The following is a 12,691-nucleotide window of genomic DNA, read 5'->3' as shown; positions in this document are numbered from 1 at the left end:
ATTTCGCGTTTTGCGACGGGGCTACCCGCGGCCGGTCGCCGCGTCCGCGTCGCGGGCCGTGCGTGCGGCGCTCGGCGACATGCCGACATGCCGCTTGAAGGCGCGGGTGAAGGCCGCTTCCGACTGATAGCCCAGGTTTCCCGCCAGCGTGCCCACCGGCACGTTGCGTTCGCGCAAGCTGGTGAGGGCGACTTGCATGCGCCACTGCGCTACGTACTGCATCGCCGGCATGCCGACCAGCGCGGTGAAGCGCGCCGAGAAGGCCGAGCGCGACATCGCCGCGGCCTCGGCCAGCGAGGCCAGCGTCCATGGCTGTTCCGGCCTGCGGTGGATCAGGGCGATGGCCTGGCCGATCTGCCGGTCGCGCAGTGCGTGCAACCAGCCGGCTTGGGTGCCGGGAACGGTCTCGATCCAGGAGCGGATGGCCTGGATCACCAGGATGTCGGCCAGGCGCGAAACGATCGCGTCGCCGCCCGGACGCAGGTTGCGGGCCTCGGCGGCCATGAAGCGCAGCAGGTCCGACATCCACGACAACGACGGGTCTTTCGCAGGGCTGATGTGCAGGGTCAGCGGAAGCATGTCGACCAGTTGCTTCGCCACGGCGTGGTCGAATCGCACCGCGCCGCAGATCAGGTGCGCCGGTGTGCCGTCGCCGCCGTGGCGCAGCACTTCGTAGCGCTCGCTGACCTTCTCGCGCGGCAGGTCGAACAGCGGTTCGCAGTGCGTTCCCGGCACATCGCCCAGCTCATGGCCGGTGCCGTGCGGAAGCAGCACGAAATCGCCCGGGTGGAGCTGGCGGGGCGGGCAGCCGCCGACCTTCAGCCAGCACGTTCCGGCCGTGACGACGTGGAACATCAGGTGCTGCGGCAGCGGCGGCAGCGCCAGCCCCCACAGCGCGGCGAACTCCGAGCGGCAATAGAACACGCCGCTCATGCGCAGGAGATGCAGCGCTTCGTCGAGCGGATCGGCTGGAGACCAGGGCGTGGGGGGACGCATGCACGAAGTATGGGCGCGATCGGCGTTTCGTCCAATCGGCCGCGGGCCGTCGGCGGCGCGCCGGAGCCGGACGACGCGCCTGGACGACAAGCTCTGGACGATCAGGCAAAAGAACGCGATGCCGGGTCATGGATCGTCTTCCGCTGCCATCCCAAAGTACCGATGCAAGAACCTCAGCCCCTCAACCCAAACCTCATTCGATGGAGACGAACCGCATGACCGATACGACACAGACGACGCTGGTGCTGGGCAGCTCCGGCAAGACGGGTCGCCGCATCGTGGAGCGCCTGCGCGCGCGCCGGGTCGCGGTGCGCGGCGGTTCGCGCTCGGGCGAGCCGCGCTTCGACTGGGAAGACCGCGGTACCTGGGCGGGGGCGCTCCGGGGCGTGTCATCCGCCTATGTCTCCTATTATCCGGACCTGGCCGCGCCGGGCGCCGCCGACGCGATTGCCGCGTTCGCCGCGCAGGCGCTCGACCTGGGCGTGCGCCGGCTGGTGCTGCTGTCGGGCCGGGGCGAGGAGGAGGCGCAGAACGCCGAGCGTGCGCTCCAGGCTTCGGGCACGGACTGGACCGTGCTGCGCTGCAGTTGGTTCATGCAGAACTTCAGCGAAAGCTTCTTCCTCGATCCGCTGCTCGCCGGCACGCTGGCGCTGCCGGTGGGCGACGTGCCGGAGCCGTTCGTGGATGCCGACGACATCGCCGACGTGGCCGTGGCCGCGTTGACGGACGACCGGCATCTCGGCCAGGTGCTCGAACTGACCGGCCCGCGCGCGCTGAGCTTCGCGCAGGCGGTGGCGGAGATCGCCCGCGCATCGGGCCGCGAGCTGCATTATCAGCTGGTATCGATGGACGCGTACGCGGCGGAGGCCGTGGCCCAGGGCATGCCGCAGGAGATCGTGGGTTTCCTGGGCTACCTGTTCACCGAAGTGCTCGACGGCCGCAACGCGAAGCCCACCGGCGACATCGAGCGTGCGCTCGGCCGCAAGCCCCGCGACTTCGCGGACTTCGCGCGCGACGCGGCGGCGGTCGGCGTCTGGGCGGCAGGCGATGCGAAGCCGGACTTCGTGCGGTGAGTGACCTCGTACACCGCCATGCCGGAGCAACCCGCGCTGCTGGGCCGGTGGAGCGGGCGGCATACTGGCACCCTTCGCCAATCGGGAGCGTGCATGAAAGCGCTGGTCGTCATGGGCCATCCCTGCCCTGAAAGCTTCAACCACGCCATTGCCGGGACGATCGCCGGCGCATGGCGGGCGGCAGGCTGCGAGGTGGCGTTTCACGACCTCGTGCAGGAAGGATTCGATCCGCGGCTCACCGCCGCCGAAGCGCGCGGCGAGGCCTCGGCCGATCCCCTGGTCCAGGTCCATGTTGCGCAGCTTCTCGACTGCGACCTGCTGGCGGTCGTCCATCCCAATTGCTGGGGCGCGCCGCCGGCGATCGTGAAAGGCTGGATCGATCGTGTGTTCGCGCCCGGCGCCGCCCATGGTTTCGCCAAGGGCGAGGACATGGGCGACGAGCCGGTCGGATTGCTCAAGGCGAAGGCCGCGCTCGTGGTCAATACCGGCAACACGCCGGCCGAGCGCGAGCGCGCCGTGTTCGGCGATCCGCTGGAACGCATCTGGTGCGATTGCCTGCTGCACTACTGCGGCGTGCGGCAGGTCGTGCGCCGCCTTTTCGGCGTCGTCGCCACCAGTTCCCCCGACGAGCGCCGGGGCTGGCTGGCGGACACCGAGGCGCTCGCGGCGCAGGCGCTGCGGCAAGCCTCGCATCCGGATGCCTGAGACGGCGCACCGGGCTTTTGGCCGGGCCATCAGGCGACCGATGGTTCCGGCATCGGCGCGCCTTACCCGGCGTACGGTGGAATCAGCCCGTCGCGGCGGCGCTCAGGCGATCCGGCCGTCCAGTTCGGCGATCCCCGCCAGCTCGGCATGGAAGCGGTCGCCGCGCTGCAGGGCCGCCACGCCGGCCGGCGTGCCGGTGAAGATCAGGTCGCCCGCCTTCAGCTCGAACAGCGCGGACAATGCCGCGATGATGTGCGGCACGTCGTGCACCATCTCGCCCAGCGTGGCCTGCTGGCGCACTTCGCCATTGACGCTCAGGCGCAGCACGGTGTCCGTGCCCGGCGCGGCCTCGCCCGCGGGGCGCAGCGCGGAGACCGGGGCGGAATGGTCGAAGCCCTTGGCCACGTCCCACGGATGGCCCTTGGCCTTGGCCTGCGCCTGCAGGTCGCGGCGGGTCAGGTCCAGGCCCACGCCGTAGCCCCAGACCAGGTCCAGCGCCTCGGCCGGGGCGAGGTCGCGGCCGCCGCGGCCCAGCGCGACCACCATCTCCACCTCGTGGTGCAGGTCGGCGGTGGCCTGCGGATAGGGCACGTCGGCGCCGTCGCTCACCACCGCGTCGGCCGGCTTGCAGAAGAACATCGGGGTGTCCTTGTCTACCGTGGCGCCCATCTCGCGCGCGTGGTCGGCGTAGTTGCGGCCGATGCAGAACACCCGGCGGACCGGAAAGCGTTGCGCGCTGCCGGCGACCGGCAGGCTGGGGCAGGCGGGGAGAGGAATGGCGTAGTCCATCCGCCTAGGGTATCCCAGCCGGCCGTGCCGTTGCCCGCTGCCCGGCAACGACGCCTGGGACGGAGGAAGGTGACGGCGGCTTTCTGCATCGTTGCGCAGCCGTACGACCCCAATCGGGCCTTCAGCATGCATCGCCATCAGTGGCCGCCAAGCTGGGTGACACCTGTCACTTTCGATGGTTGATGCCATGGCTCTGGCGGTGCGAGGCTTCGTCGGCCATCATTCCTCCTTCCGTGGGGACAAGGGAGTCGGCGTGGATAACGGGCATCTGTTGAAGGAGCTGCGCATCGAGCGTGGCCAGCGCGAAGAGCATGGGCAGGGTCCGGGCCGCTGGCCGTGGATCGTAGGCGCGATCATGCTGGTACTGGCCGCGGCAGGTGGCATCGGCTGGTGGGTGCTGGGCCATCGGGCGATCGAGGTGCAGACGGCCACGGCGGTTTCCCCGGCCAGCGGCGGTGAGGCCGGCGCCGTGCTGCAGGCCACCGGCTATGTCACCGCGCGCCGGCAGGCGACGGTATCGGCGCAGATCACCGGCACGCTCACCGCGGTGCTGATCGAGGAAGGCGATCGCGTCAGCAAGGGCCAGGTGCTGGCCCGGCTCGAAGACAGCGCCTATCGCGCAAGCCTCGATGCGGCCTTGGCCGGGGTACAGGCCGCGCAGGCCCAGGTGGCCCAGTTGCAGGCGCAGTCGGACCAGTCGCGGCACGACGCCAGCCGGCTGCAATCTCTGGCCGCGCGCGGGCTGGTATCGAAGCAGCAGGCCGAGCAGGCGCGTACCACCGCAGTCAGCACCGAGGCGCAACTCAACGCGCAGCGCAAGCAGGCGCTGGTGGCGCAGGCGCAGGCGGCCGAGGCCAGGGTCAATTTCGACTACACCGTGGTGCATGCACCGTTCGGCGGCGTGATCACCACCAAGGACGCGCAGGTCGGCGAGATCGTCTCGCCGCTGTCCGCCGGCGGTGGCTTCACCCGCACCGGCGTGGGCACGATCGTGGACATGGATTCGCTGGAAGTGGACGTGGACGTCAACGAGGCGTACATCGGCCGGGTCAAGGCGGACATGCCGGCCGAAGCGGTGCTCGACGCCTACCCCGACTGGAGGATCCCCGCCCACGTCATCGCCGTGGTGCCGGCCGCCGATCGCGGCAAGGCCACGGTGAAGGTGCGAGTGGCGCTGGAGCAGAAGGATGCCCGCATCGTGCCGGACATGGGCGTGCGGGTGTCCTTCCTCGAGCAGAAGGCGGCGGTGGCGACGCAGGCGCCCAAGGGCGTGCTGGTGCCGGCCAAGGCGATCGCGCAGCGCGACGGCCGCAACGTGGTGTTCGTGGTCGCCGGCGACAAGGCCGTGCGGCGCGATGTGGCGCCGGTCGCGCAGGACTACGGCGAGATGAAACTGCTGCCGGCGGCGGTGCAGGCAGGCGACCGGGTGGTGGTATCGCCGCCGGATACGCTGCGCGACGGCGCGGCGGTGCTGGTCAAGGAAACGGGCAAGTAACGGCAACGCGGCATGGACGGTCGACCCTTCCGGTTCGACGATCCCCGGCCCAACTGAAGAGGACATGGCATGGGCAATCTGATCGAGATTCGCGATCTTTCCAAGGTCTACGAGCGCGGCAAGCAGAAAGTCGAGGTGTTGCACCACATCAACCTGGACATCGCCGAGGGCGACTTCCTCGCGCTGATGGGGCCGTCCGGCTCGGGCAAGACCACCTTGCTCAACCTGATCGGCGGCCTGGACAGCGCCAGCGGCGGCAGCATCGCCGTGGGCGGCCAGCGCATCGACCAGCTCGGCGCGGGCGCGCTGGCGAAGTGGCGCGCGGCCAACGTGGGTTTCGTGTTCCAGTTCTACAACCTGATGCCGATGCTGTCGGCGCAGCGCAACGTGGAACTGCCGCTGCTGCTGACCAAGCTCTCCGCGGCGCAGCGCAGGAAGAACGCCGCCATCGCGCTGCAACTGGTCGGCCTGCAGGAGCGCGGCTCGCACAAGCCGAGCGAGCTGTCCGGCGGCCAGCAGCAGCGCGTGGCGATCGCCCGCGCGATCGTGTCCGATCCCACCCTGCTGGTCTGCGACGAGCCCACCGGCGACCTCGACCGCCAGTCGGCGGAGGACGTGCTCGGCCTGCTGCGCACGCTCAACCGCGAGCACGGCAAGACCATCGTGATGGTCACCCACGACCCGAAGGCCGCCGAGTACGCGAACCAGACCCTGCACCTGGACAAGGGCACGCTGGTCGAGCAGGCCACGGCCTGAGGAGGCGGCGATGAAATACCTTCACCTGATCTGGGCGGCGCTGTTCCGGCGCAAGACCCGCACGATCCTGACCCTGGTGTCGATCATCGCGGCATTCCTGCTGTTCGGCCTGCTCGACGCGGTGCGCACCGGCTTCGACGACGCCGGCAAGAGCGCAAACGGCGCGCAGCGGCTGCAGACCGGCTCGAAGCTGTCCTTCATCCAGACCCTGCCGCAATCGCTGGAGGCACGGATCGCGCAGGTGCCCGGCGTGAAGATGGTGACCTACGCCAACTGGTTCGGCGGCGCCTACCAGGACCCGCACAACCAGGTCTTCAGCTTCGCGGTGGAACCGAACTACATCGACCTGTACCCGGAGATCGAGGTGAGCGCGGCCGAGCGCAAGGCGTTCGACGACACTCGCACCGGCGTGCTGGTGGGCGAGAAGCTGGCCGAGCGCTTCCACTGGAAGGTGGGCGACAAGATCCCGCTGCAGTCCACCATCTTCCCGAACCGCGAGGGCAGCAAGAACTGGACGTTCGATGTCGTCGGCATCATGCACTCGAAGGACAAGAAGGCCGGCGGCTGGTACGACCAGATGTTCCTGCTGCACTGGAAGTACTTCGACGAGACCACGCCGTACAACCGCGGCCAGGTCGGCTGGTACGTCACCCGCGTGGCCGACGTGAACCAGGCCGACCGCGTGGCCAAGGCGATCGACGCGATCTCGGCCAACTCAGACCACGAGACGCGTACGCAGACCGAGGAGGCGGCCACGGCCTCGTGGATGAAGCAATTGGCCGACGTTGGCCTGATCGTCACCTCGATCATGGGCGCGGTGTTCTTCACGCTGCTGCTGCTGTCGGGCAACACCATGATGCAGGCGGTGCGCGAACGCACGTCGGAGCTGGCGGTGCTGAAGACGATCGGCTTTTCCAGCCGCTCGGTGATGTCGATGGTGCTGGCCGAATCGGTGCTTCTGCTGTTGCTCGGAGGCGTGCTGGGTCTAGCCATCGCGATGCTAGTGATCGAGGGCCTGCAGAGTGCGATGGGCGGAGCCATCCCGATGGCGCCGGTCGATGCCAGCATCTGGACGCACGGATTGCTGCTGATGGTGGCGATCGGCCTGCTGGTCGGCTTGCTGCCGGCGATGCGTGCGATGCGCCTGAACATCGTCGACGCGCTGGCCGGGCGCTGAGGAGGACGACATGGTGACTTTTCTTCTGTTGGTATTGCTCGTGGCGGTGCTGGCCGTGTGGGTGGTGCTGCCGTGGTACGGCGTGGTGGCGCTGGCGGTGCTGTTCGCCGGCTGGATGCTGTTTACCCGCCGCGGCAGGCAGGCGGCGTCGGTGGCCGGCGTGGGCATCAGCACGCTGGGCCAGCGATTGGGTTCCTCGGCGGTGATCGTGATCGGCATCGCCGGAGTGGTCGGCGTGCTGGTGGCCCTGCTGGCGATGGGCGAGGGCTACGGCGAGACGTTGCGCAAGACCGGCAGCGCCGACACCGCGATCGTGATGCGCGGCGCCTCGGCCTCCGAGGTGATGTCGCTGCTCGGCCGCGACAGCGTGGTGCTGATCCCGCAGGCTGTTGGCATCGCCAAGGACGCGAAGGGGCAGCCGATCGCCTCGCCTGAACTGGTGGTGGCGGCGAACCTGCCGATCAAGAGCGGCAGCGCGGACGACGAGGGCAGCGTACAGTTGCGTGGCATCGGCGAGCAGGCCTGGGCGGTGCGGCCGAACGTGAAGATCGTGACGGGCCGCACGTTCAGGCCCGGCATGCGCGAGCTGATCGTCGGCCAGGGCGCCGCCAAGCAGTTCGCCGGCCTGGAGCCGGGCCACGAGGTCCGCCTGGGCAGCCAGTCGTGGACCGTGGTCGGCGTGTTCGCCGCGGGCGACGCGATGGACTCGGAGGTGTGGGGCGACGCCGACGTGGTGGCCGACACCTATCGCCGCGGCAGCAGCCGCGCCTCGGTCACCGTGAAATTAGTCGACCCCGGGGCATTCGCCGCGTTCAAGACCGCGCTGGAGACCAATCCGCAGCTCAAGGTGGACGTCAGCACCACGCTCGACTACTACAGCAAGCAGTCCGAGGGCATGACCAAGGTAATCCGCGCGATCGGCATCACGGTGGGCATGATCATGGCGATCGGCGCGATGTTCGGCGCGCTCAACACCATGTTCGCCGCGGTCGCCGCCCGCGCCCGCGAGATCGCCACGCTGCGCGCGATCGGCTTCCGCGGCCTGCCGGTGGTGGTGGCGGTGATGCTGGAGACGATGCTGCTGGCCCTGCTCGGTGGCGTCATCGGCGGCCTGTTCGCCTGGCTGGTGTTCAACGGCTACAGCGCCTCCACGCTGGCCGGCGGCTCGGTCGGCAAGCTCAGCTTCGAGCTGGCCGTGACGCCCGCGTTGCTGTGGACCGGGTTGAAGTGGGCGCTGGCGATCGGCTTCATCGGCGGCCTGTTCCCTGCCGTACGCGCGGCGCGCCTGCCGGTGACCACGGCCTTGCGCGAACTCTAGAGGCCGGCCGGAAAAGCGGGAGCGGGTGGAGCAGGCGATCGGCGGGCATTGGGCATACCAATCTCACTTGTCGCTCCTCTCCGCCCGCTCCTCCTTCAGGGCATCACCGGCGGCACGTAGCTCAGCGTCAGCCCCAGCAGCCACAGCATGCCCAGCACCAGCGGCACGTGCACCAGCAGTTGCATGAAGGTGAAGCCGACCACGTCGCGCGCCTTGAGGCCGAGCACGCCGAGCAGGGGCAGCATCCAGAACGGGTTGATCAGGTTCGGCAGCGCCTCGGCCGCGTTGTACACCTGCACCGCCCAGCCCAGGTGCACGTGCAGGTCGTTCGCCGCCTGCATCACGTACGGCGCCTCGACCAGCCACTTGCCGCCACCCGAGGGCACGAAGAAGCCCAGCACCGCCGAGTAGGCGCCCATCACCGCCGGGAAGCTGTCGGTGGAGGCGACGCGCACGAACAACTGCGACAGGTGGTGGGCCAGGGTCTCGCCGCCGCTGCCGGGCGCATGCGTGAGCAGGGCGGCGATGCCGCCGTACAGCGGGAACTGGATCAGCACGCCGGCCGTGCTCGGCACCGCGCGCGCCACTGCGTCGAGGAAGCTGCGCGGCCGCCAGTGCAGCAGCAGGCCCACGGTGAGGAACAGGAAGTTGTAGGTGTTGAGGTTGGCGATCGCGGTCACTGCCGGCTTGGCGACGAACTCATGGCCCAGCCAGCCCAGCCCGAGCAGGCCGATCAGCACGGACAGCAGCGGGCTGTATTCCAGCCATTCGCCTGGGCGCGTGCGCGGCGGCAGTGCAGGCGTCGCCATTGAGTCGGTCACGCCGAAATCCTGCGCGGTGCGGGCGTTGCGGTCGGAGGGAGCGGTGAACCAGCACACCAGCAGCGACACCACCACCAGGCTGGCGGTGAGCACGACCGACTGCCACAGGAAGATCGTCTCGCCGAAGGGCAGCACGCCGGTGATGTTGAGCAGGCCCGGCGGCATGCTCTTCGGGTTCGCCTGCAACTGCGCGGCCGACGAGGACAAGCCCATCGCCCAGATCGCGCCGAGGCCGAGGTAAGCCGCTGCGCCGGCGGCGCGGTAGTCCATGCGCAGGTCGCCGCGCCGCGCCAGCGCGCGTACCAGCAGGCCGCCGAACACCAGCGAGAAGCCCCACGACAGCAGCGAGGCGAGCATGCTGACCAGGGCCACGTAGCAGACCGCGCCGCGGCCGCTGCGCGGTACCCGCGCCAGCACATCGATAAAGCGTGCCACCACCGGCGCGGTGGCGACCACGTAGCCGCCGATCACCACGAAGGCCATCTGCATGGTGAACGGGATCAGGCTCCAGAAGCCGTCGCCGAAGGCGTTGACGGTGACCGTCGGCGTCGCGCCGAAGCCCAGCGCGGCCAGCGCCACGATGACCACGCCGAGCGCGGCGAACACCCAGGCATCTGGAAACCAGCATTCCGACCATGCCGCACTGCGCAGTGCGGCGCGCGCCATCAGGCCTTCTCTTGCTACGTTCATGCGGGATGTCCCGGTCGGTGATCGGGACATGGTCGCGCGCGCCCAGGGCGCGGGCAAGGCGACGAAGGTCGAAACATCCGGCCTCCGCAGGGCCGGAGCGGCGCGCGCTATCCCTTGCGCAGCTTCGCCAGGGTGATCACGCCCACGCCCACCAGGATGATCGCCATGCCGGCCAGGTCGAACGGACCCACGTGCTCGCCGGCCAGCAGCACGCCGAACAGCACCGCCACCGGCGGGTTCACGTAGGCGTAGCTGGTCGCCAGCGCCGGCCGTGCGTGCCTGAGCACGTAGAGATACGCACTGAACGCGATGATCGAGCCGAATACCGCCAGGTAGGCCACGGCCAGCGTGGCGCGAGCGGTCGGATGCGCCGGCAGGTGCTCGCCGCTGCCGAACCCGACCAGCAGCAGGGCGACGCTGGCGCACAGCATCTGCGCCGCCGTGTTCATCGGGCCGGCCGGCATGTCCTGCCGGCGGCTCCAGGCCGAGCCGAATGCCCAGCTCATCGCCGCGACGATCAGGGCCAGCGCGCCGATGCGCGAGCCGGACAGGCCGCTGCCCAGGTTCAGCACGATCACGCCGGCGAAGCCGATCAGCAGGCCCACCGTCTCGCGCCGGTTCGGCCATTGCCCGTACAGGCCGGAGAACACCGCGGCGAACAGCGGCATGCTGGCCACCGCCACGGCGGCGATGCCGGAACTGACGCGCTCCTCGGCGAAGCACACCAGGCCGTTGCCGAAGCCGAGCAGCAGCACGCCGGTGATGGCGGCATTGCGCCACTGCAGGCGGGTCGGCGCGGCCAGCCCGCGCCAGCGCAGGAAGCCGTACAGCGCGATGCCGGCGCACAGGAAGCGCAGGCCGGCCAGCAGGAACGGCGGATAGCTTTCCAGCGCGAAGCGGATGCCGAGGTAGGTCGAGCCCCAGATCACGTACAGCGCGAACAGCGCCAGCGGGATCAGCACGCGGGGATCGTCCAGCGCACGCGCGGGGGCGCCGGCAGCGGTGGTGGTGTCGTTCATGGCGGAACCTGGGAGGGACATCGCGGGGCCGATGTGCGCACGATTCTACGCAAAGGCCGACGATACGGCGCGTGCCGCCGGCCCGGTAGCGAGCATTCGGAAAGGCTCGCTTGAACGGCGTTCAAGCCTCGCCGTCAGCCGTGTCCGGCCCCGGCCCCGGCTTCGCGGCCGGCGTGCCGGCGCTCGCGCGCCAGCAGCTCGCGCTTGCGTTCCACACCCCAGCGCCAGCCGCCCAGGCTGCCGTCCTCGCGCACCACGCGGTGGCAGGGCACGATCAGGGCCAGGCGATTGTTGCCGCAGGCATTGCCGATCGCCCGCGCCGCCTTCGGGCTGCCCAGCTCGGCGGCCAGCTCGCCGTAGCTGCGCGTCTCGCCGGCGGGAATCCGGGTGAGCGCGTTCCACACCCGCCACTGGAAGGCGGTGGCGGCGATGTCGAGCGGCGGCATCGCGGGCACGGCCTCGTCGCTCCAGCCCAGCTCGTTGGCGATGCGGGCGATCACCGCATCCAGCCATTCCTCGCGGCCGGCATCGACCCGCGTGCGCTCGGCCTGCGGGAACTCGGCGGCCAGGCGCTGCTCCAGCTCGGCGTCGCCGCCGCCCAGGGTCACCGCGCAGATGCCGCGCGTGGTGGTGGCCACCAGCAGGCGGCCCAGCGGGGTATCGGTGGTGGTGTAGCGGATGCTGGCGCCGGCGCCGCCGGCGCGGTAGCTGGCCGGGGTCATGCCGAGCAGGTGGTCGCTGTGCTCGTACACGCGGCTGCCGGACCCGAAGCCGGCGTCGTACACCGCATCGGTCACCGCCGCGCCTTCGCGCAGGGCCGCCTTGAACTGGCCGAACCGCCGCGCGCGGTGGTACTCGGCCGGGCTCATGCCGTAGCGGCGCCGGAACATGCGCTGCAGGTGGCTGGGGCTGAGCGATACCGCGGCGGCGAGCGAATCCAGGCTCGGCGCGGTCTCGGCCTGTTCGAGCAGGCGGCGGACGTGTTCGAGCGGGTGGTCGGCGCGGGTCATCCGGGCATTCATGGCGGGCCTCCGTCAGGGCATGCCCGCAGTCTGGGCGGCGGCCGCTGGCGCGGCCATCCGCTTCTTGCGCTCAGTGGGCGACGGGGCGGCCCTGGCGGATCACCACGAAGTCGCCTTCCAGCACTTCCGGCTGGTGGCGGGCGGGCTGCGCCGCGGGCCGACCGGCGGCGACGCGGCCCCGCTTCCATTGGCGCAACGCCAGCAGGATGCCGCCGCCCACCAGCAGCACCCCGGCCACGACCAAGCCGAACACCAGCAGCACGCCGATCACGGCCAGGCCGAGGATCAGCGACAGGACGCGCGCAAGCGGATGGCGGTGGCGGTGCATGGGAGGCAGGACGAAGCGCATGTTAAAAATCCGTGTGGTAAAATCAACGACTTACGTGTGCAACGATGGGGCTTTGCGGCCCTCGAGACAAGTGCCGATGGATACCGTGACTTCCCGCCTGCTGTGCCGGCTCGAGGAGATTCCCGATGGCGAGGCGACCGCCGTCGACGCCGTGCTGGCCGACGGCGAGGAAAGCCTTATCGTGCTGCGCGAAGGCGACGGCGCGCGCGCCTGGCTCAATGTCTGCCCGCACGCGGGACGACGGCTGGACTGGGCGCCGGGCAAGTTCCTGGTCACCCGCGGCACGCTGGTCTGCGCCGTGCACGGCGCCAGCTTCCGCACGACGGACGGCGAATGCGTGGGCGGGCCCTGCCGTGGCGATCGCCTGCGCGCGGTGCCCGTGACGGTGGAGAACGGCGAGGTGCTGCTCGCTGCCGGATCGGTACCGGATGCAGACGGCGCTTGATCTCCTGATCTACCCAGCTTGCCTTGCTCGGATCTT

The 12,691-nt window shown here is 70.1% G+C and carries 14 protein-coding genes; 7 read left to right on the top strand and 7 right to left on the bottom strand.

What is annotated here, in order from left to right; genetic code table 11:
- Window positions 1-21 precede the first annotated feature (21 nt).
- The gene (locus ASG87_RS11660) at window positions 22-996 is read right to left on the bottom strand and encodes an AraC family transcriptional regulator (protein WP_056005065.1); all 975 of its coding nucleotides are present in this window, start codon (window positions 994-996) and stop codon (window positions 22-24) included.
- A 215-nt stretch (window positions 997-1,211) separates the two neighbouring features.
- Between ASG87_RS11660 and ASG87_RS11655 the strand changes: the two genes are divergently transcribed.
- On the top strand, window positions 1,212-2,069 hold the full coding sequence (locus tag ASG87_RS11655) for an NAD(P)H-binding protein (protein ID WP_056005222.1): 858 nt from the start codon (window positions 1,212-1,214) through the stop codon (window positions 2,067-2,069).
- A gap of 93 nt (window positions 2,070-2,162) precedes the next feature.
- Window positions 2,163-2,774: an NAD(P)H-dependent oxidoreductase gene (locus ASG87_RS11650; RefSeq protein ID WP_056005063.1), complete on the top strand. Its 612-nt coding sequence runs from the start codon at window positions 2,163-2,165 to the stop codon at window positions 2,772-2,774.
- A gap of 102 nt (window positions 2,775-2,876) precedes the next feature.
- Here the strand turns inward: ASG87_RS11650 and ASG87_RS11645 are convergent, their stop codons facing one another.
- Together ASG87_RS11645 and ASG87_RS20505 are read right to left on the bottom strand one after the other, a co-directional pair.
- Window positions 2,877-3,563, bottom strand: coding sequence for a fumarylacetoacetate hydrolase family protein (locus tag ASG87_RS11645; RefSeq protein WP_056005061.1), 687 nt, complete (start codon window positions 3,561-3,563; stop codon window positions 2,877-2,879).
- A gap of 166 nt (window positions 3,564-3,729) precedes the next feature.
- On the bottom strand, window positions 3,730-3,876 hold the full coding sequence (locus ASG87_RS20505) for a hypothetical protein (RefSeq protein WP_162258363.1): 147 nt from the start codon (window positions 3,874-3,876) through the stop codon (window positions 3,730-3,732).
- Between ASG87_RS20505 and ASG87_RS11640 the strand changes: the two genes are divergently transcribed.
- The 4 genes from ASG87_RS11640 (at window position 3,817) to ASG87_RS11625 (ending at window position 8,309) form a co-directional block, all read left to right on the top strand.
- On the top strand, window positions 3,817-5,058 hold the full coding sequence (locus ASG87_RS11640) for an efflux RND transporter periplasmic adaptor subunit (RefSeq protein ID WP_056005059.1): 1,242 nt from the start codon (window positions 3,817-3,819) through the stop codon (window positions 5,056-5,058). The two genes, ASG87_RS20505 and ASG87_RS11640, sit on opposite strands and share 60 nt — an antisense overlap.
- Window positions 5,059-5,127: 69 nt before the next feature.
- Window positions 5,128-5,814: an ABC transporter ATP-binding protein gene (locus ASG87_RS11635; RefSeq protein WP_056005057.1), complete on the top strand. Its 687-nt coding sequence runs from the start codon at window positions 5,128-5,130 to the stop codon at window positions 5,812-5,814.
- Window positions 5,815-5,824: 10 nt separating this feature from the next.
- Complete coding sequence (locus ASG87_RS11630; RefSeq protein WP_056005055.1) at window positions 5,825-6,991, top strand: ABC transporter permease; 1,167 nt, start codon at window positions 5,825-5,827, stop codon at window positions 6,989-6,991.
- 10 nt (window positions 6,992-7,001) lie between these two features.
- Window positions 7,002-8,309 carry an ABC transporter permease gene (locus tag ASG87_RS11625; RefSeq protein WP_056005053.1) on the top strand — a complete coding sequence of 436 codons (1,308 nt, stop codon included), beginning with the start codon at window positions 7,002-7,004 and terminating at the stop codon, window positions 8,307-8,309.
- 95 nt (window positions 8,310-8,404) lie between these two features.
- On the opposite strand, the gene ASG87_RS11620 is transcribed toward ASG87_RS11625, so the two are convergent.
- The 4 genes from ASG87_RS11620 to ASG87_RS11605 all read right to left on the bottom strand — a co-directional run bounded on the left by ASG87_RS11620 (window position 8,405) and on the right by ASG87_RS11605 (window position 12,210).
- The gene (locus ASG87_RS11620) at window positions 8,405-9,796 is read right to left on the bottom strand and encodes a TIGR00366 family protein (protein ID WP_056005051.1); all 1,392 of its coding nucleotides are present in this window, start codon (window positions 9,794-9,796) and stop codon (window positions 8,405-8,407) included.
- A 131-nt stretch (window positions 9,797-9,927) separates the two neighbouring features.
- The gene (gene yedA, locus ASG87_RS11615) at window positions 9,928-10,839 is read right to left on the bottom strand and encodes a drug/metabolite exporter YedA (RefSeq protein ID WP_056005049.1); all 912 of its coding nucleotides are present in this window, start codon (window positions 10,837-10,839) and stop codon (window positions 9,928-9,930) included.
- Window positions 10,840-10,973: 134 nt separating this feature from the next.
- A complete protein-coding gene (locus tag ASG87_RS11610; protein WP_056005046.1) occupies window positions 10,974-11,861 on the bottom strand; it encodes a methylated-DNA--[protein]-cysteine S-methyltransferase in 888 nt (295 codons plus the stop codon).
- A 70-nt stretch (window positions 11,862-11,931) separates the two neighbouring features.
- The gene (locus tag ASG87_RS11605; protein ID WP_056005044.1) at window positions 11,932-12,210 is read right to left on the bottom strand and encodes a hypothetical protein; all 279 of its coding nucleotides are present in this window, start codon (window positions 12,208-12,210) and stop codon (window positions 11,932-11,934) included.
- A gap of 76 nt (window positions 12,211-12,286) precedes the next feature.
- Here ASG87_RS11605 and ASG87_RS11600 point away from each other — a divergent pair, with 76 nt between their 5' ends.
- Window positions 12,287-12,655 carry a Rieske 2Fe-2S domain-containing protein gene (locus ASG87_RS11600; RefSeq protein WP_056005042.1) on the top strand — a complete coding sequence of 123 codons (369 nt, stop codon included), beginning with the start codon at window positions 12,287-12,289 and terminating at the stop codon, window positions 12,653-12,655.
- Window positions 12,656-12,691 lie beyond the last annotated feature (36 nt).

Source organism: Frateuria sp. Soil773, assembly GCF_001428405.1.
In the GTDB taxonomy this organism is placed as follows: domain Bacteria; phylum Pseudomonadota; class Gammaproteobacteria; order Xanthomonadales; family Rhodanobacteraceae; genus LMSL01.
The sequence above is the reverse complement of the archived record's forward strand: the minus strand, read 5'-3'. Positions and strand labels throughout refer to the sequence as shown.